The sequence below is a fragment of the Stenotrophomonas forensis genome, assembly GCF_028752115.1.
In the GTDB taxonomy this organism is placed as follows: Bacteria; Pseudomonadota; Gammaproteobacteria; order Xanthomonadales; family Xanthomonadaceae; genus Stenotrophomonas; species Stenotrophomonas forensis.
The window spans coordinates 2,773,231-2,791,113 of record NZ_CP082270.1; the positions used below are offsets into that span (position 1 = coordinate 2,773,231).

Sequence of the window (17,883 nt, forward strand, 5' to 3'; positions counted from 1 at the left end):
TCCAGCCGGGGTCATCTGGTTGTAAAATCAGCGGTTTTTGGCCCCTCACCCCTTGATGGCGAACGCAGCGCAGCCGGTCCTGGGTGGACCGGACTTCCTCCGCCTGCTCGCCCGTCTCAGCGACGGCGCGATGCCGGCCAGCAGTCCCGCCCTGACCGATCGCCTCGGCCAGTGGGTGGACTGGAGCCGTGCCGTGGCCCTGTCCGGGGCGCTCGGCGGGCGCCTGCCCGAGCCGGGTGAGGCCGCCGAAGCAGTCGAGGATGTGCTGGCCGACTGCGCCCAGGCCCATGCCAGTCTGCTGGCCTCGATCCGCGAGGATGCCGAGGCCGAGCGCCTGCTCGACCTGGCCGAAGCCGTCGCCACCCCCAACTTCGCCTCGCTGCGCCAGCGCTATCGGGTGCTGCAGCAGGCCATCCAGACCGCCACCGGGCGCCTGCGCGGCCGCCTGCGCGACCAGCTGGTACAGGTTTCGCCCGAGCTGGCACGGCTGGCAGAGGTCGATGCGGTGATGGAACAGACCCTCACCCCGCGCGAGCACAGCCTGCTGGCCACTGCGCCGGCGGTGCTCGGCGCCCGTTTTGAACGCGTGCACGGCCAGCCGGGCTGGCGCGCGGCCTTCCGCCATGACATGCGCACCCTGCTGCTCGCCGAGCTGCAGCTGCGCTTCCACCCGATCGAAGGGCTGCAAGACGCCCTGCGCTCCCACTGACCGGAACACCATGTCCAGAACTGCTTTCCATGTCGTTGTTTTCCTTGTCGGCCTGCTGGCCGTGTGCTGGATCGGCATTGGCTACGTTTCGGTGCATCCGTTGGGGGCAGCGGTGGCCGCGATCATCGCCGCCTGCTACATCGCCGGTGGCGTGGAGCTGTACCGCTACCGCCAGGCCAGCAACGGCCTGCGCACTGCGCTGAGCGACCTGTCCAGCGCGAAGGAAAGCCTGGCCCCCTGGCTGGAGCGTGTGCCGGTGGGCCTGCGCAACGCCGTGCGCCTGCGCGTGGAAGGCGAGCGCACCGCCCTGCCCGCGCCGGTGCTGACTCCCTACCTGGTCGGCCTGCTGGTGCTGCTGGGCATGCTCGGCACCCTGCTGGGCATGATGGATACCCTGCGCGGCACCGGCCTGGCCCTGCAGAGCGCGACCGACATGGCTGCCATCCGCGGCTCGCTGGCCTCGCCGGTGCAGGGCCTTGCGGTGGCGTTCGGCACCTCGATCGCCGGTGTTGCCAGCTCGGCGATGCTGGGCCTGCTGGCTGCCCTGCTGCGTCGTGACCGCCTGCAGGCCGTGCAGCAGCTGGACCGTGCGATTGCCGGCGACCTGCACCCGTACTCGCAAGCCTGGCAGCGCGCCGAATCGCTGCGCCTGCTGCAGGCGCAGTCCGCTGCGTTGCCGGCACTGGTCGACCGCCTGCAGGCGATGACCCAGACCTTTGAACAGCACAGCACCGCCGCCAATGAACGCCTGCTGGCCGGCCAGGCCGAGTTCCTTACCCAGAGCCAGGCCCTGCAGGAGCGCCTGGCCGTGTCGCTGCAACAGTCGCTGCGCGAAGGTGCCGAAGCCAGCGCGGCCGCCATCGGTGGCGCACTGCAGCCGATGGCCGAGACCACCCTGGCCGGGCTGGCCCAGCATGGCCAGGCCCTGCATGCCCGTGTCGAGCAGGCGGTGCAGCAGCAGCTGGCCGGTCTCAGCGACGGTTTCGAGCGCAGCCGCGTTGCCACCGAAGCCAGCTGGGCCAAGGTGGTGAGCGAGCAGACCCAGGCACAACAGGCGCTGGTGAGCGATCTTCGCCAGCACCTGCAGGCCTTCAGCGATGGCCAGGGCACGCACGCCGAAGCGCTGGTGACACGCATCGGCGAGCGCCTGCAGGCCGATTCTCGCGACAATGCAGACGCCTGGCGCGCCGCCGCCGAACAGCAGCAGGCACTGAATACCGCGCTGGTCGAACGCCAGCAGCAGGCACTGCTGGCCGCCAGCGAGCATCTGGACGCGCGTGCCGAGGCACTGCTGCAAGCACTGGACCAGCGCCATGCTGCCAGCCAGTCCTTGCTGCAGGAGCACGAAAACCAGCGTTCGCAGCAGTGGCAGGCCGCGCAGGCCGCCGCCGCTGCCGCACACACTGAACTGCAGGCCAGCCTGGACAGCCGCGAGCAGCAGCGCCAGGCGCGTTGGGACGCGATCAGTGCCGAACTGCAGCAGGCGCACGCCACCCTGCAGGCGCAATTGCAGGCCGGTGACGAACAGCGCCTACAGCGCTGGAGCGATGCCCTGCAGCACGTCTCCACCGATCTGGCCCAGCGCCTGCAGGCCAACGGCGAACGCCTGGCCGCGCAGCAGCAGCAGGTCTGCGACACGCTGGCCGAGACGGCGCAGCAGATCGGCGAGAACGGCCGCGCCCAGGCCAGCGCCACGCTGGCGGAAGTCTCCACCCTGCTGCAGACCGCCGCCGCCGCGCCGAAGGCCGCCGCCGACGTCATCAACGAGTTGCGCAGCACGCTCTCCGAGAGCCTGGTGCGCGACAACGCGATGCTGGAAGAGCGCGGCCGCCTGCTGGCCACCGTGCAGACCCTGCTGGATGCGATCAACCACGCCTCGCACGAACAGCGCACCGCGGTGGACGCACTGGTGGGCGGCTCGGCCGAGCTGCTGGAACGCGTCGGCAACCGCTTCACCGACCATATCGCCGCGGAGACCGGCAAGCTGGCTGGCATTGCAGCAGCCCTCAGCGGCAGCGCCAGTGACGTTGGCCAGTTGGCCGGCACGTTCGGCGAGGCGGTCGCACAGTTCGGCAGCGCTTCCACCGAACTGTCCGGCCGCTTGGAGCAGATTGGCGGCGCGCTGGATGCCTCGCTGGCCCGCAGCGACGAGCAGCTGGCCTACTACGTGGCGCAGGCACGCGAGGTGGTCGATCTCAGCCTGCTGTCGCAGAAGCAGGTGATGGAAGAACTGCAGCAGCTGGCCGCGCGCCGCGGCAAGGCCGGCAGCGCATGAGCGACGAGCTGGAGGTCGACGGCGGTTCACACGCCCCGATCTGGGCCGCCTTCGGCGACCTGATGTCGGTGCTGCTGGGGGCGTTCGTGCTGATCCTTGTCGGGGTGGTCGCGGTGCAGCTGGAGCTGTCGCAGCGGCTGGACCAGGAAGTGAAGCAGCGCCAGGCCGAAGCCAAGCGCCTGCAGACGCTGGAACAGGCGCTGGCCGGTCCGTTGGCGGCCGGCCGTGTAACCCTGGTCGATGGCCGCATCGGCATCAGTGGCAGCGTGCTGTTCGCACTGAACTCGGACCAGTTGCAGCCAGAAGGCCAGGAGCTGCTGCGCAGCCTCGCTGCGCCGCTGGCCGCCTATCTGGGCAGCCGCGAAGAAATCCTGATGGTCAGCGGCTTCACCGACGACGCGCCCGTGCGCGAAGGCAACCGCCGTTTCGCCGACAACTGGGAGCTGTCCGCGCAACGTTCGCTGACCGTGACCCGCACTCTGATCGCCGACGGGGTGCCCGCCGATGCCGTGTTTGCCGCCGCATTCGGCAGCGAGCAGCCGGTCAGTTCCAACGCGAGCGAAGATGGACGCGCGCGCAACCGGCGCGTGGAAATCGCGCCGATTCCCAAGCCCAAGGCCCCGGATGCCAAGTAAGCCACCCGCACTGGATAGCCTGCGTGCGCTGGTGCGCGACCTCGATGCGGGATCGCGCTCGCTGCCGCATTACCCGCAGGTGCCGATGCTGCAGCAGGTGCAGCGCGAGTGGTCGGAACTGCGCAGCGAACTGCAGGTGCGTCGCTCATTGCGCACCGAGGCCCCGGCCGACGGCGGCCCGCTGAACTCGGCGGTACTGGTGCAGCGCATGCTGGACACGATGCAGGCGACCAGCCCCGGTTACCTGCGCCACTTCATCGACTACGTGGACACCCTGTCGTGGCTGCAGGCACTGCAGGACGGTTCTACCAGCGGTGCAGATACCGCGAAGCCGAAGCGCACGCGCAAGCCGCGCAACGCTGGCTGATCGCGCATTGACGCCGACCTCGTTCGGCGCCGCTGGATACGACACTCCTGATCCGCGCGCCTAGATACGATGCTCCGGATCGGCGCGTCTGGTAAAGGCCAACCTTGGTTGGCGCTCCACCAACCGGATAGCGCAGCGTCTGTTCGCCGCTGCGCATGCCAACCAAGGTTGGCATCTACCCATGCATGCGTCGGCATGCCACGCGTGTAGCGGTGTCACCAGACAGTCATCTGTCTAGCGCACCATTTTCACGTTGACCCACGGCGCCTGCAGCGCCCGCCGGTCGCATCGGTTGTCTCCCCTTTTCAACTCCATGAGCTCCGCACCGACGCGGTGGCTCGTGCCTGCCTGAGTGTCCGCAACATGACGAAGACTTTGTTGGCCGCTGCGCTGTCGATCGCGCTCGCTCCCGCGGCCTGGGCGCAGGATGCTGCCCCGACCTCCAGCACGCCCTCCGCCACCACCCTCGATGCGGTCTCTGTGATCGGCAGCGGTGAAGCCCGCCAGGTGCAGCGCATCACCCGCGAGAACCTCGACATCCTGCCGCCGGGCACCAGCCTGCAGAAGACCCTGAACCTGCTGCCGGGCGTCAACGCGCAGTCGGCCGATGCGCTGGGCACCAACGAGCAGTCGATGACGCTGAGCCTGCGCGGCTTCAACTCCACCCGTCTCGGTTACACGCTCGACGGCGTGCCGCTGGGCGATGGCGCGTACAACAACTACAACGGCCTGACCATCAACCGTGCGCTGATCAGCGAGAACATGGCCGGTGCGGAACTGGCGGTGGGTATCGGCAGCCTCGGTACGCCGTCCACCAGCAACCTCGGCGGCACGATTTCCTATACCTCCGACCGCCCGGCCCAGGAACTCGGCGGCCGCGTGGTGCAGACCTTCGGCAGCGATGCCAACCGCCGCACCTTCGTGCGCGTGGACAGCGGCGAGTACAACGGTTTCTCCGGCTACGTGTCCGGCATGAACGCCGTCTCCGATCTGTGGAACGACCAGACCGCCTACAATAAATCCACTACCAAGCAGTTCAATGCCAAGGGCGTGTGGAACTTCGGCCGCGGCCAGATCACCGGTTTCGTCGATACCTCGCGCACCACCCAGGCCGACTACTTCTACCTGTCCAAGGACGAGATGTCGCGCGGTCTCGGCTGGGACTGGGGCGGCTACGCACCGGACTGGAACAAGGCGGTGGCCAAGGCCTACTGCAACACCGCCAGCTTCAACGCGAAGAAGTGCGACAGCAGCGGCCCGGACAAGGACGCCGACGGTGCCTTCACCGCCGGGCAGATCCTGCGTGACGACAACCTGTACTACCTGGCCGGTGACTTCTTCCTGGCCGATGGCTTCAGCCTGCGCGCGCTGGCCTACCACCATGATGACCGCGGCGAAGGCCACAACTGGAACAGCGGTGCGTGGTCGAACAAGGGCACCGCGCAGGAGATTCCGATCATCTTCCGCAATACCATCTACACCATCGACCGCGACGGCGGCACGCTGTCCTTCGACTGGGAGCTGGGCGCGCACCGCATCGAAGGCGGCGTCTGGTACGAGCGCAACACCAGCAGCGCCGAGCGCTACCAGACCGCCGTGGACGGCCCGCGTGACCTGAGCGGTATGAACACCCTGCCCTCCGATGTCGGCGTGTTCGCCCAGCGTACCCGCTGGAAGACCCATCAGTTCTTCCTGAAGGACACCTGGCGCCTGCTCGATGACCGCCTGACCCTGGAGTTCGGCGCCAAGAGCCCACACGCGACCTCCGATGCGCAGGCGCTGCCGGGCGACGCAAAGACGCCGATCTCGCCGAGCTCGAACAACCAGTTCGCCACCGGTTCGCTCAAGGCCAGCAAGAATTTCCTGCCCAGCATCGGCGCCAACTTCCGCCTGGCCGAACACCATGAAGTCTTCGCCAGCTATGCCGAGAACATCGCCATGTTCCAGGGCGGCTTCAAGCTCGGTCCGCAAGCGGTCAGCCAAGCGACCTGGAATGCGCAGGGCAACCTGAAGCCGGAGGAATCTCGCTCTCTGGAAGCCGGCTACCGCTTCGTCACCGATACCCTGCAGGCCTCGGTCGCGGCCTACAGCGTGCGCTTCGACAACCGCCTGCTGCAGTACAACCCCTGTGACTCGCGGCAGCCGGTCGGCCCGACCTGCGGCAATCGCTTCTACAACGTCGGCGGCGTCGACAGCCGCGGTGCCGAGCTGACCGTGCTGTGGACCCCGAACGCGCATTTCAGCTGGTACACCTCGGCCTCGCTGAACCGCTCGACCTATGCCTCCAACTACGTGCAGGCCGGCGTCGAGCAGCAGATCAAGGGCAAGATCCAGACCGACACGCCGAAGCAGCTGCTGGCCACCGAAATCACCTGGCGTGACAATGGCTGGTTCGCCAGCCTGCGTGGCAAGTACACCGGCGAGCGCTTCTACACCTACACCAACGACCAGGGCTTCGGTGGTTTCACCGTGTTCGACCTGGCCGGTGGCTATGACTTCGGCCAGGTCGGTTTCGCCAAGGGCATGCGCCTGTCGTTCAACGTGACCAACCTGACCAACAAGCGCTACGCCAGCAACCTGGATTCGAGCGTGTTCGCGCCCAGCGACCCGGCCGGCAAGCTGTACGTGTTCCATGCCTCGGCACCGCGCCAGGTGTTCGGTACGATCGACCTTCGCTTCTGATCGACCGCCCGGAGTCCACCGATGCTCGCGACCGCCCTGCTGCTGGCCACCCTCTCCGCCAGCGGATACTCCGCCCCACACGAGGCCAGTGGTGCGCCGCCACGCACCCTTGAACTGGGCGGCCGCACCTACGTGGATAGAGGCCTAGTCGCCGCCGGGCGGCTGCCGGCGGGCACGGTGGACTTCCTCGGCGACACGCTGGGCTCGTTCTCGTCGCTGGCGGTACAGCCCGGCACCTGGAAGCGCACCGCCAACGGCTACCAGGGCGTGCTGTGGACCCTGCCCGACCGTGGCCGCAACGATCCCGAGGCCGGCCTGTTCTACGACTACGCCGGCCGCGTGGAGCGCATGCATCTGCGCATCGACACCACCCCGGGCAAGCCCGGTGCGCTGGGCACGCTGAGAATGGTGCCCGACAAGGGCGTGGTGCTGAAGGACTTCAACGGGCAACCCTTCACCGGTGCCGACCCGGGCGACCACACGATCACGCAGCGCGAGGTGGTGCTGCCCTCGCCGGCCAGCGGCGCAGGCGCGGGCAAGGTCTCGCTGGATGCAGAGTCGCTGCAGTTCACCTCCGATGGCCATTTCTACATCGGCGACGAGTACACCGCCAACGTCTACTACTTCGATGCGCAGGGTCAGCTGCAGGGTGTGATCGTGGCGCCGCCCGCGCTCAGGCCGCAGCGCGAGGGCAAGCCGGCCTTCGGTTCATTGGTGCCGCCACAGACCGGTCGGCGCAACAACCAGGGCGTGGAAGGCATGGGCCTGTCACCCGATGGCAGCCGCCTGTTCGTGGCACTGCAGAGCGCGACGCTGCAGGACAGCGCGCAGGGCAATGCGGCCGGACGCATCAACACCCGCGTGCTGGTCTATGACGTGACGACCTCACCGACGCCACAGCAGCCGATCGGCCATTACGTGATGGCATTGCCCGCGTACGCGCACGACGGCAAGGGCAAGCTGGACCGTACCGCCGCGCAGAGCGAACTGCGCGCACTGGATGCCAACCGCTTCCTGCTGCTGGCCCGTGATGGCAACGGCCTCGGCAAGGACGGTAACGACCCCATCGTCTACAAGTCTGTGCTGCTGGTGGATGTGTCTGCTGCCAGCAACCTGGCCGGCAGCACCTACGAAACCGGCACGACCTCGGTACTGGCCGACGCGGCGGACACCACGTTGAGGGCCGGCATCGTGCCCGCACGCAGCGACGAGCTGCTGAACCTGCTCGACCGCCCGCAGCTTGCGCGTGCCGGGCTGGACCTGGACACCAAGCGCGGCCCGCATGCTGGCCTGCTGTCGGAGAAGTGGGAAGCCATGGACGTAGTGCCGGCCCTGGACCCGCGACACCCGAACGACGTGCTGCTGTTGATCGGCAACGACAACGACTTCATCGCCCGCCACTGCCGCATGCAGGGCGAGGCTTGTGACAGCCCGTACGACAACGACAACCGCGTGCTGGTGTACCGCCTGACGCTGCCTTGAGACACCGCTTGGCATGGCTGGCGTTGTCGGATCGGCGCGATACGCCCTGTAGAGTCGAGCCATGCTCGACTCATGCCGCAACGCAGTCGAGCATGGCTCGACTCTACAAAACTCACCCGCGCAGGGTGGCGCCGCCGTCCACGTACAGGTCGCTCATCGCCACGTGGCCGGCCTGTTCGGACAGCAGGAACATCACCGCATGCGCGATGTCGTCGGGCGTGGCCAGCTTGCGCAGTGGAATACCCGCCTTGTAGGTCTCCAGGCTGCCGGCGATCACCCGCTCCGCACCGCGCTCGTCCTGCCACATGCCGGTCTGCATCGGGGTCAGTGTTGAACCCGGGGCGACGATGTTGCAGCGGATGCCGAGCGGCGCCAGCTCCAGCCCAAGGCAACGGGTGAACATCGTGGCGGCAGCCTTGGATGCCGCATAGGCGGCCATGCCATGCCGCGGCACGCCCGCCGCATTCGAACTGACAGTGACAATCGCACCCTGCCGGCGTGGCGACATCACCCGCGCCAGTGCACGCCCGACATGGAACACGCCATCGGCGTTCACCGAGAATACCCGGCGCCAGTCGGCATCGGTGGTCCCGGCGACTTCGCCCACGTGCAGCACCCCGGCCACGCTTGCGGCCAGGCCGATCGGCCCGAGGCTGGCTTCCACCCGATCCACGAGTGCGTCCACCGCCACGCTGTCGGTCACATCGAGCGAAAACGCGTGCACGCCCGCGTCATCCACACGTGGCGCCTCGCGATCGGTGGCCACCACCGTGCAGCCAGCCGCTGCCAGCAACCGTACCAGCGCTTCACCGATGCCACCGGCCGCGCCGGTCACCAGGGCCACGCGGCCTTCAAAGCCGGTCAACTGCATGTTGCGATCTCCTGTTGCTCATCCCAGTGGCGCAGCCGCGCCGACAGCCACGGTGCCAACTGTGCCACCGCGTCACGCCCAGTCAGTTCGGCGTGCAGGAACGGCAGCTCCAGCGCCTGCACCTTGCGTGCGTGCGCCCGCCACAGCGCCGCCCGCAGCTGCGGGCGTGCCTGGTGATCACGACCGGCGCGCACATGTACCAGGGTGCCGTCGAACGGCCGGTGGATGTGTTCGCGGATCAATCGATTGGTGCCGGTCACCGCACGCACCACGCCGTCCAGCACTACATCCGGCAGACTGCCCAGCGCACTGCCGCCTCGCCGCAGGAATGCAAGGATGCGTTCGCGGTTGTCCAGCTCCGGATGCGCCTCCGGGTCATGGCCGGCGATCGCCAGCAGTGCGCGCAGCGCGGCAATCGGGTCAGGCTCCGGTTCGGTGCGCCAGCACTCGCTGGGGTAGGCATCCAGCAGTACCAGCTCACCCACCTCACGGCCGATCTCATGCAGGCGCACCGCCATCGCCTGGGCGAGGATGCCGCCCACCGACCAGCCCAGCAGGTGCACCGGACCCTGCGGCTGCAACGTTACGATGCGGCGCACGTAGTCGTTGGCCATCGCTTCGATGCTGGACGGCATCGGTTCGCGTGCATCCAGCGCGGGCGACTGCAGGCCGTACACCGCACGCGCCGGCTGCAGCGCCCTGGCCAGGGCCCGATAGTTCCATGCAATGCCACCGGCCGGGTGCAACGCGAACAGCGGTGCAGGCCCGGTCGCATCGGTGGCGGCCAGCGCGATGACCGGTCCCAATGCATGGTCGGCCAGTGCCGGCGGCTCGGCGATGCGCGTCGCCAGGGCAGCCACGGTCGGCTGTGCGAACAGGGCACCCAGGCCGAGATCGCAGCGCCAGCGCTGTTCAATAGCCAGCAGCAGATGCACCGCCGACAGCGAGTCACCGCCGAGGCTGAAGAAGTCGGCATCCACCGCTACTGGTGCCTCGCGGCCCAGCGCCTGAGCGAACAGCTCGGCCAGCTCCTGCTCCAGCGGCGTGCGCGGCGCCAAACCGCCCACGTCCTGCTGCGGTGGCTTCGGCAACGCATTGCGGTCCAGCTTGCCGTTGGCGGTCACCGGCCAGTGATCGACGCCAACAAATGCCGACGGCACCATGTAATCCGGCACGCGCGTGGCCAGATGGCTGCGCAGTGCGCTGGCATCGGCCAGCGCGGATGGCACGTAGGCCACCAGCCGGGCATCGCCGGGCGCGTCCTGGCGCAGCAGCACTTCCACGCGCTCCAAGCCCGCCAGCTCGCGCAGCGCCGCCTCGATCTCGCCCAGCTCGATGCGCAGGCCGCGCAACTTCACCTGGTGGTCGCTGCGGCCGAGGTACTCGACCGCACCATCGTCGCGCCAGCGCGCCACATCGCCGGTGCGATAGATGCGTTCGCCATGTAGGAATGGATCGGCAAGGAAGCGCTCGGTGGTCAGGTCATCGCGGCCAAGGTAGCCACGCGCCAGCTGCACGCCACCGAGGTAGAGATCACCGGGCACGCCCACCGGCAGCGGCTGCATCCGCGCGTCCAGCACGTACAGGCGGGTATTCCAGACCGGGAAACCGATCGGCACCGGCCGTGAACGGTCCTGCGCCGACGCAGGCCAGTAGCTCACGTCCACGGCCGCTTCGGTCGGGCCATACAGGTTGTGCAGTTCGGCGCGCACGCGCGCATGGAAGCGGTCGCGCAGTGCGGCGTCCAGCGCCTCGCCGCTGGTGAACACGCGACGCAGCTGCAGGCCTTCGGAGGCCGGTGCGGCCAGGAAGGCATCGAGCATCGACGGCACGAAGTGCGCCGTGGTGATGTCATGCGCGCGGATCAGCCGTGCCAGCTCGGTCGGATCACGATGCGCGTCCGGCCCGGCAATCACCAGCGTGGCCCCACACAGCAGCGGCAGGAAGAATTCCCAGACCGAAACATCGAAGGTCGCCGGCGTCTTCTGCAGCACGCGGTCGTCTGCACGGATGCCGTAGTGCTCGCGCATCCACAGCAGGCGGTTGACGATGGCGCGGTGCTCGATGACCACGCCCTTGGGTTCGCCGGTCGAACCGGAGGTGTAGATCACGTAGGCCGCATCGTCCGGTGCCGGATCGGCCCACGGCGCGGCGAAGCTCAGTGCGGTCCATTGTTCCGGTGCGAGCACCGGCACCCTGGACATCCGCGCCGACACATCCGCCGCCGCCAGCACGCACGCCGGCTGCGCCGAGGCCAGGATGCGCGCCAGGCGTTCGTCAGGATGGGCCAGGTCCAGCGGCAGGTACGCGGCTCCCGCACGCAACACGGCCACCAGCGCAATCACCAGTTCCAGCGAGCGTGGCAACGCCACCGCCACCACGCTGCCCGGGCCGACGCCCATCGCGCGCAGCTGGGCGGCCAGCGCAAAGCTGCGCGCCTCCAGCGTGGCGTGGTCCAGCCCGGTATCACCGAACACCAGCGCGGTCGCCTGCGGATCGCGGTCCATGCCCTGCTGCAGCAGTTCGACCAGCGTGGTCTGCGGCAGCGCATGTCCAGTGGCATTGAAGCCGTGCACCACCTGCTGGGCTTCGTCGGCCGTGGCCAGTGGCACCGTCGCAATGTCGTCAGCGTCCAGCGCCGCCGACACGAAATGCAGCAGGCGCGCGGCATGCGCCTGCACATCCTCGCGGCGGTACAGCGCGGGATTGGCTTCAATCTCCAGATCCAGAACACGCTGGCCATCGCCACGGAAGCCCAGCGTCAGGTCGTCCACCGGCCCGGTGCACAGCACCTCCAGCGTCGCCTGCACGCCGGGCAGTGCCAGCGGCGCGTAGAACGGCTGCACATTCACCAGCGGGCCGTGCAGGCGCTGCTGCGCGCCCACCAGGCCCAGGTCACGGCGTAACTGCTCGCCACGATAGCGACCGTGCTTGCGGCCCTGGCTGAGTTGCCGGCCCAGTGCCCGGGTAAACGCCTCGACACTGCCCTCGCCCGCCGCGACACGCAGCGGCAGCACGTTCATCACCATCGCCGGCACGCGGGCCGACGCGTTGCCGAGTCGCCCCATGAAGGGCACGCCCACCACCACTTCGTCGGCCGCGCTCATCCGTCGCAGATACTCGGCCGACAACGCGGCCAACACATCCGGCCAGGGTTGCAGCCAGCGCGCCGAAGCCTGCAGCAGCTGCTCGCGGAACGCGGCATCGAGCGGCTGCACCCAGCGCAGCGCATCATCGCTGGCCGGCTCGGTACCCGCCAGGCCCACGCCCGCAGGCGCCCCCTGCAGCTGCTCGCGCCACCACTGCCCGGCCAGTCCACGGCGCGCATCTGCGCGATAGGCCGCGTCGTCGGCCAGCACCCCAACCAATCCCGGCAGGGGCTCACCTGCGCGGCCGCAATACAGCGCGCAGACACGGTCGCTGAACAGCGCCATCCCATAACCATCGGCGGCCAGGTGATGCACACGCAGGTACCACGCCCAGCGCTGTCCGCCCAGGTCGAACAACACCTGCTGGCTGATCCGGTCGCGGGTCGGATCGACCGCGCTGAGCCGGTCGGCCTGCATCAGCGCACGCGCCTCCGACACCGGGTCGGTCTCGCCGGACAGATCACGCACCGACAGCAGCGGCACATGCGCCGGGTCATGCCACTGCAATGGCTGCCCGTCGGTGCCTTCGGCAAAGCGCAGCGCGAAGGCCTCGGATTCAACCGCCGCCTGGTTGGCCGCCGCCACGAATGCGGGCACATCCAGCTGGCCGTCGATCCACACCGCATGGGCGGTATTGAACGACGGATTGTCCGGTGCCAGCCGCTGTGCGAACCACAGCCCGGCCTGGGCCTCGGTCAAAGCCAGCGGTGTGGCCAACGCAGCGGCGTTCATGCGCGCTGCGCAGCCTGCAGCGTCTGCACCACGCCCCACCACTGGCGCAGCGTGGTGTGCTCGGCCAGCTGCGAGAACTCCAGCGGCAACCCGGTGTTGCCCCAGGCCAGCACCAGTCCGAGCATGCGCATCGAATCCAGGTCCAGGTCGATCAGGTTGTCGTCGTCACCGATCTCGGCCGGTGCACAGTCCAGCACCCGCGCCACATCGGCACGCATGCGCTCCAGGTCCAGCACCTCACCCGTAGCGATCATTACAGTGCCTCCAGCAGCTGGTCGGTCGTCATCGGCACACCGCTGGTGCGCGCGATCCAGTGCAGCGCCTGATCGTGGTCGGCGCGCGAGAAATCCGCCACGGCATCGGCGGCGATGAAGGCTTCGATGTCGCGCTGGAACGCTTCCACCACCGTCGCCGTGCAACCGATATGCGCATACACACCGGTCACCAGCAGCTGGTCGCGTCCGCGCACCCGCATCAGCGTTTCCAGGTTGCTGCGCTGGAAAGCGCTGTAGCGATGCTTCACCAGCACATGCTCGCCCGGCTGCGGTGCGACGGCTTCGATGATCGGCTCATGGTCGGAACTGCGGCGCATGCCCGGCCCCCACAGGTCGGCCTGCAGGCCGCGATCACGACGGTCCTGGTCACCGTGCTGGGCGGTGTAGAACACCGGAATGCCGTGGGCACGGCAATGCGCCAGCAGCCGCGCGATGTTGTCCACGGCCGGTCGCAGCGGCGCGTTGCCGGCATCGAACGCGGCGAGGAAGTAGCGCTGCATGTCGTGCACCAGCAGTGCGATGCGATCGCGCTGCGGGCGCCACGGGCCGCGCGCCTGCGGCAGTTCGGCAGCGGTCGGCAAGGGATAGTGGGTAATGCGGGGCAGCGCCATCAGCGCGTTCCTCCTGTCTGTTGCAGATGACGCGCACGCAGCTGCGCACGCAGTTCGCGGCGGCTGATCTTGCCGACCGCGGTGGTATCGAAACTGTCGACGAACACAACCTGGTCCGGCACCTTGAACGCGGCCAGGCCGCGCGTGCGCATCCAGGCTTTCAGTGCTGGCGCCTTGATCGGCTCACCCTGCTGGATCACGAACGCGCAGCTGCGCTCACCGAGATAGTCGTCGGGAATGGAGACCACGGCGGCGTCGAACACGCCCGGGTGAGCCAGCAGATGATCTTCAATCTCTTCGGCGGAGATTTTCTCACCAGCCCGGTTGATGTGGTCACCCGCGCGCCCCTGCACCACCAGGTAGCCGCCCGGAAGCTGCTGCACGCGGTCACCGGTGCGGTAGAAGCCGTCGTCGGTGAACGAGCGTGCATTGGCCACCGCATCGTTGTGGTAGCCGCGAATGGTGTACGGGCCGCGGGTCAGCAGGTGCCCGACCTCGCCCTCGGCCACCGGCTGGTCGTGGTCGTCGACCACGCGCACTTCATCGTCCGCACTGATCGGCCGCCCCTGGCAGGCGACGATCAGGTCTTCCGGATCATCCAACCGGGTGTAATTGACCAGGCCTTCGGCCATGCCGAACACCTGCTGCAATGTGCAGCCCAGGCCGTCGATCACCCGCCGCGCGGCCTCGGGCACCAGCTTGGCGCCTCCCACCTGCAGCACCTGCAGGCTGGACAGGTCATGCGCGGTGGTCGCCGCCGCCTGCGCCCACAGCAACGCCAGCGGCGGCACCAGGCCACAGCAGGTCACGTGTTCGCGGGCGATCAGCGGGAACGCCGCGTCCGGGCCGGGGCCGGGGCTGAGCACCACGCGGGCACCGGCGTACAGCGCGCCGAAGAACCCCGGCGAGCTCATCGGGAAGTTGTGTGCGGCCGGCAGCGCGACCAGGTACACGCTGTCGCGGTCGATGCCGCAGATCGCGTTGCTGGCACGGAACGAATAGATGTAGTCGTCGTGCGTACGCGGAATCAGCTTGGACAGGCCGGTGCTGCCACCGGAGATCTGCAGGAAAGCCACCGACTGCGGGTCCGGGTCGGCCGGCAGCTGGGCGCGGTCGCCCTGCAGCCCGTCCAACGCGATGAATTCCTGCGCATCGCCGTCGATCACCACCGTGCGTATCGCCGGCACGTCGGCCTGCAATGCCCGCGCCAGCCCGCGATGATCGAAGCCGTCGTGCAGATCGGTGGTGATGTAGGCACTGGCTTCGGCCTTGTTGGCGAAGTGCACCAGCTCGGTGATGCGATGCGCGGGCAACGCATACACCGGCACCAGGCCAGCGCGGAACAGGCCACAGACCGTGGTGATGAAACCGGCGGTATTGCCCAGCTGCACCAGCACCCGCTCGCCCGGCTGCAGGCCCCGTGCCAGCAGCCCGGCACCGATACGGCCGGCTTCGTGCCACAGCTGCGCATAGCTCAGGCGCACGTCGCCAGCGACCACGGCAATGTCATCGGCATAGCATTCGGCGCGCTCGCGCAGGAAGGCCGGGAAGGTTTCGCCACGCCAGTGACCGGCCTCGCGGTAGCGCGCCACCAGATCGTCCGGCCATACCTGGCGCAGTGGAATGCGGAAAGAAGTGTCGGAAATGTTCATGCAGCAGGCTCGATCGCGGGCGCGGCGTCGTGGACGCCCAGCGCATTCAACAGGGCAGCAAACTTCGCTGCGGTCTCGGCCACTTCGGCCTCGGGCTGCGACTCGGCGACGATGCCGGCACCTGCGTACAGGCGCAGCTGCGTGCCCTGCAGTCGCGCGCAGCGGATCGCCACGTACCAGTCGCCGTCGCCCTGTGCGTCCAGCCAGCCGACCGCGCCCGCATAGAAACCGCGCGGCACCGGCTCCAGCTCGCGGATGCGCTGCAGCGCCGCCAGGCGCGGCGTGCCACAGACTGCCGGTGTCGGATGCAGCTGCGCGAGCAGCTCGGCTGCAGGGGTCTGCGGGTCCTTCAGGGTGGCATGGATGCGCGTGCCAAGGTGCCACATGCTGGCAGTGGCATGCAGCGCCGGGCGCGGCTGCGCATCGATGTGGCTGCAGTACGGCGCCAGGCCGTCGACGATCGCGTCCACCACATGACGGTGTTCGTCATGATCCTTGGTCGAGGCCAGCAATGCCTGCGCGGCGCGCTCGTCTTCGGCAGGATCGGCACTGCGGCGTGCAGATCCGGCCAATGGATGCGACAACAGCTGCGCGCCACGCTTGCGCAGCAGCAACTCGGGCGTTGCGCCGACCAGCCAGGCGGGCGCCTGCCCCAGTTCGACCGGAAGCGGAACCGCGTAGGTGGCCACCGAAGGATCGGCGCCCAGGCGCGCCAGCAGCACCTCCGGTGACAGCGCGTTGCGGGTACGCGCCAACAGGCTGCGCGCCAGCACCACCTTGTGCAGGTCCTGTTCGGGTGCGCGCAGGGCCTGCACTGCCGCGGCAACGGCGGCTGCATAGTCCTGCGCTGCGGGCTCGGCCTGCAATGGGCCCTGCAGCGCGGGTGCCACCTGTGGCTGCAGCGGCAACGCCGGCAGCAGGCGCTCGGGCTGGTACAGCGCATCGTCGGCACGCGGCTCGAACGGCACCGCCCCGACCAGCAGGCCCGGCCCGCCGCGCTGCTGCGCGAAGAACTCGGCAACGCGCCCGGCCAAGCTGGCCAGCGCTCCATTCGGCAGCGTCGCCCGACAGCCACGCGCGTGCACGTGCTGGCCAGCATGCTGCAGCAGGAACAGCGACGCGTCGTCGCTGTTCTCCAACAGCGCCGGTGCAGCCTCGGGCCACGCGCCCTGCATCAGGGAATCGTTCATGGGGTCTCCTTCATCCGGTGCGCTGCGGCCAGCGCGCACAGCAACAGCAGCAGCGCGCCGACCAGCAGGTAAGGCAGGCTCGGCCCGCCGCGATACAACAGCGTGCCGAGCATCGGCCCGGCCACCATGCCCAAGCCCTGCGCTGCCGCCACGGTGCCGGCGGCGGCGCCCTGCTCGTGCGCTTCCACTGCATCGGCGGCCAGCGCCTGGAACGAGGGGAACACGAAGCCCATGCCGAAAGCGGCCAGCGCGTAGGCCGCCGGCAACTGCCAGGCGTGCTGTACGCCCGCCACGGAGGCGAAACCAATACCGGAGATCAGTGCACCGAGGATGATCCAGCGCCGCGGGTGCACGTCCAGCTTCATCACCAACGCCTGCGCCAGGATCAGACCGACACCGACCGCAGTGAGCGCGATGCCGGCCATGCGCGCGCCGGCTGCAGCATCCAGACCCAATCGATCAATGGCGAAGAAGCCGACCGTGACCTGCGCGATGGTGACCGACACCATCGCGATGAACGCCGCCAACTGCGGCAGGCGCAGGCGCGGGTCGAGCCTGCGCATCGGCGTGCGGCGCTGCGCGCCGCCTCCCGCCACCGGCGGCGTGGCCGGCAGCCGCCAGGCCAGCAATGCCAGCGCCAGCAGCGGCAGCACGGCGGCCACATACAGCGCCAGCGACAGATTCGTGTAGGCCAGCCAACCCGCGGCCGCCGGACCCAGCACCATGCCCAATGCGTTGGCGCTGCCCAGCCGGGCGAGGAAGCTGGCGCGCTGTCCGGCCGGGGCCTTGTCAGCGATCAGCGCGGCGGCCGTGGGCGGGACGGCCGCATAGAACAGCCCGATCAGGCCGCGTGCACCCACCAGCACCAGCACCGACACCAGTACCGGCGGCACCGCCTGCAGAGCAACATCGATGAACACCGCCAGCGCGATGTAGACCACGGTGTAGGCACTCATCGCCAGCATCAGCACGCGCTTGCGGCCAATGCGGTCGCTGAGCTGCCCCCACGGGCGCGCAGCCAGCATCCACAACACGCCCGCCGCCGTGACTGACAGTCCAGCGTGCCACTCGGACAGGCCGAGCATGCGGACCACCGGACCGATCACGGCGACGAAGGACATCATCGCCATGGTGCCGATCAGGGCTGCCAGGACCAGCGCCGGCAAGCCGGGAACGACGGGACGTGCGTGCATGGAACACCAGCCGTAACAGGGAAGGATCGCCGGGTACGCCTGTGCGCCCCGCCCGGCATC

General features: G+C 68.8%; 13 protein-coding genes. 6 read left to right on the forward strand and 7 right to left on the reverse strand.

The window, feature by feature from the left end:
• Positions 1-55 precede the first annotated feature (55 nt).
• The 6 genes from K5L94_RS12970 to K5L94_RS12995 all read left to right on the forward strand — a co-directional run bounded on the left by K5L94_RS12970 (position 56) and on the right by K5L94_RS12995 (position 8,150).
• Positions 56-709 (forward strand): DUF3348 family protein, encoded by a 654-nt coding sequence (locus K5L94_RS12970; RefSeq protein ID WP_164087360.1) that lies wholly within the window; start codon positions 56-58, stop codon positions 707-709.
• A gap of 10 nt (positions 710-719) precedes the next feature.
• Positions 720-2,984, forward strand: a complete 2,265-nt coding sequence (locus K5L94_RS12975) for a DUF802 domain-containing protein (RefSeq protein WP_274510620.1) — start codon at positions 720-722, stop codon at positions 2,982-2,984.
• Complete coding sequence (locus tag K5L94_RS12980) at positions 2,981-3,619, forward strand: OmpA family protein (protein ID WP_006449800.1); 639 nt, start codon at positions 2,981-2,983, stop codon at positions 3,617-3,619. Before K5L94_RS12975 ends, K5L94_RS12980 begins: the two co-directional genes overlap by 4 nt.
• Positions 3,549-3,986 carry a DUF2894 domain-containing protein gene (locus tag K5L94_RS12985; protein WP_238581801.1) on the forward strand — a complete coding sequence of 146 codons (438 nt, stop codon included), beginning with the start codon at positions 3,549-3,551 and terminating at the stop codon, positions 3,984-3,986. Before K5L94_RS12980 ends, K5L94_RS12985 begins: the two co-directional genes overlap by 71 nt.
• 363 nt (positions 3,987-4,349) lie before the next feature.
• Positions 4,350-6,668 carry a TonB-dependent receptor gene (locus K5L94_RS12990; protein ID WP_274510621.1) on the forward strand — a complete coding sequence of 773 codons (2,319 nt, stop codon included), beginning with the start codon at positions 4,350-4,352 and terminating at the stop codon, positions 6,666-6,668.
• 21 nt (positions 6,669-6,689) lie between these two features.
• Complete coding sequence (locus K5L94_RS12995; RefSeq protein ID WP_274510622.1) at positions 6,690-8,150, forward strand: esterase-like activity of phytase family protein; 1,461 nt, start codon at positions 6,690-6,692, stop codon at positions 8,148-8,150.
• A 112-nt stretch (positions 8,151-8,262) separates the two neighbouring features.
• Here K5L94_RS12995 and K5L94_RS13000 read toward each other — a convergent pair whose 3' ends face one another.
• Genes K5L94_RS13000 through K5L94_RS13030 form a run of 7 tightly spaced genes read right to left on the reverse strand, consistent with a single transcriptional unit; the run spans position 8,263 to position 17,823 of the window.
• Positions 8,263-9,021 (reverse strand): 2,3-dihydro-2,3-dihydroxybenzoate dehydrogenase, encoded by a 759-nt coding sequence (locus K5L94_RS13000; protein WP_164241192.1) that lies wholly within the window; start codon positions 9,019-9,021, stop codon positions 8,263-8,265.
• Positions 9,012-12,902 carry an amino acid adenylation domain-containing protein gene (locus K5L94_RS13005; RefSeq protein WP_274510623.1) on the reverse strand — a complete coding sequence of 1,297 codons (3,891 nt, stop codon included), beginning with the start codon at positions 12,900-12,902 and terminating at the stop codon, positions 9,012-9,014. The genes K5L94_RS13000 and K5L94_RS13005 overlap by 10 nt, the downstream gene beginning before the upstream one ends.
• The gene (locus K5L94_RS13010; protein ID WP_006449827.1) at positions 12,899-13,156 is read right to left on the reverse strand and encodes a phosphopantetheine-binding protein; all 258 of its coding nucleotides are present in this window, start codon (positions 13,154-13,156) and stop codon (positions 12,899-12,901) included. The genes K5L94_RS13005 and K5L94_RS13010 overlap by 4 nt, the downstream gene beginning before the upstream one ends.
• The gene (locus K5L94_RS13015; protein ID WP_274510624.1) at positions 13,156-13,788 is read right to left on the reverse strand and encodes an isochorismatase family protein; all 633 of its coding nucleotides are present in this window, start codon (positions 13,786-13,788) and stop codon (positions 13,156-13,158) included. Before K5L94_RS13015 ends, K5L94_RS13010 begins: the two co-directional genes overlap by 1 nt.
• Positions 13,788-15,440 (reverse strand): (2,3-dihydroxybenzoyl)adenylate synthase, encoded by a 1,653-nt coding sequence (locus K5L94_RS13020; protein ID WP_180880616.1) that lies wholly within the window; start codon positions 15,438-15,440, stop codon positions 13,788-13,790. Before K5L94_RS13020 ends, K5L94_RS13015 begins: the two co-directional genes overlap by 1 nt.
• Positions 15,437-16,630 carry an isochorismate synthase gene (locus K5L94_RS13025; protein ID WP_274510625.1) on the reverse strand — a complete coding sequence of 398 codons (1,194 nt, stop codon included), beginning with the start codon at positions 16,628-16,630 and terminating at the stop codon, positions 15,437-15,439. The genes K5L94_RS13020 and K5L94_RS13025 overlap by 4 nt, the downstream gene beginning before the upstream one ends.
• Positions 16,627-17,823 (reverse strand): MFS transporter, encoded by a 1,197-nt coding sequence (locus K5L94_RS13030; RefSeq protein ID WP_274510626.1) that lies wholly within the window; start codon positions 17,821-17,823, stop codon positions 16,627-16,629. Before K5L94_RS13030 ends, K5L94_RS13025 begins: the two co-directional genes overlap by 4 nt.
• Between the last annotated feature and the right edge of the window lie 60 nt (positions 17,824-17,883).

Excerpts from the sequence above, each read along its gene's own strand:
- K5L94_RS12970 (WP_164087360.1), top strand. The coding sequence starts at position 56 with ATGGCGAACGCAGCGCAGCCGGTCCTGGGTGGACCGGACTTCCTCCGC.
- K5L94_RS12975 (WP_274510620.1), top strand. The coding sequence starts at position 720 with ATGTCCAGAACTGCTTTCCATGTCGTTGTTTTCCTTGTCGGCCTGCTG.
- K5L94_RS12980 (WP_006449800.1), top strand. The coding sequence starts at position 2,981 with ATGAGCGACGAGCTGGAGGTCGACGGCGGTTCACACGCCCCGATCTGG.
- K5L94_RS12985 (WP_238581801.1), top strand. The coding sequence starts at position 3,549 with ATGGACGCGCGCGCAACCGGCGCGTGGAAATCGCGCCGATTCCCAAGC.
- K5L94_RS12990 (WP_274510621.1), top strand. The coding sequence starts at position 4,350 with ATGACGAAGACTTTGTTGGCCGCTGCGCTGTCGATCGCGCTCGCTCCC.
- K5L94_RS12995 (WP_274510622.1), top strand. The coding sequence starts at position 6,690 with ATGCTCGCGACCGCCCTGCTGCTGGCCACCCTCTCCGCCAGCGGATAC.
- K5L94_RS13000 (WP_164241192.1), bottom strand. The coding sequence starts at position 9,021 with ATGCAGTTGACCGGCTTTGAAGGCCGCGTGGCCCTGGTGACCGGCGCG.
- K5L94_RS13005 (WP_274510623.1), bottom strand. The coding sequence starts at position 12,902 with ATGAACGCCGCTGCGTTGGCCACACCGCTGGCTTTGACCGAGGCCCAG.
- K5L94_RS13010 (WP_006449827.1), bottom strand. The coding sequence starts at position 13,156 with ATGATCGCTACGGGTGAGGTGCTGGACCTGGAGCGCATGCGTGCCGAT.
- K5L94_RS13015 (WP_274510624.1), bottom strand. The coding sequence starts at position 13,788 with ATGGCGCTGCCCCGCATTACCCACTATCCCTTGCCGACCGCTGCCGAA.
- K5L94_RS13020 (WP_180880616.1), bottom strand. The coding sequence starts at position 15,440 with ATGAACATTTCCGACACTTCTTTCCGCATTCCACTGCGCCAGGTATGG.
- K5L94_RS13025 (WP_274510625.1), bottom strand. The coding sequence starts at position 16,630 with ATGAACGATTCCCTGATGCAGGGCGCGTGGCCCGAGGCTGCACCGGCG.
- K5L94_RS13030 (WP_274510626.1), bottom strand. The coding sequence starts at position 17,823 with ATGCACGCACGTCCCGTCGTTCCCGGCTTGCCGGCGCTGGTCCTGGCA.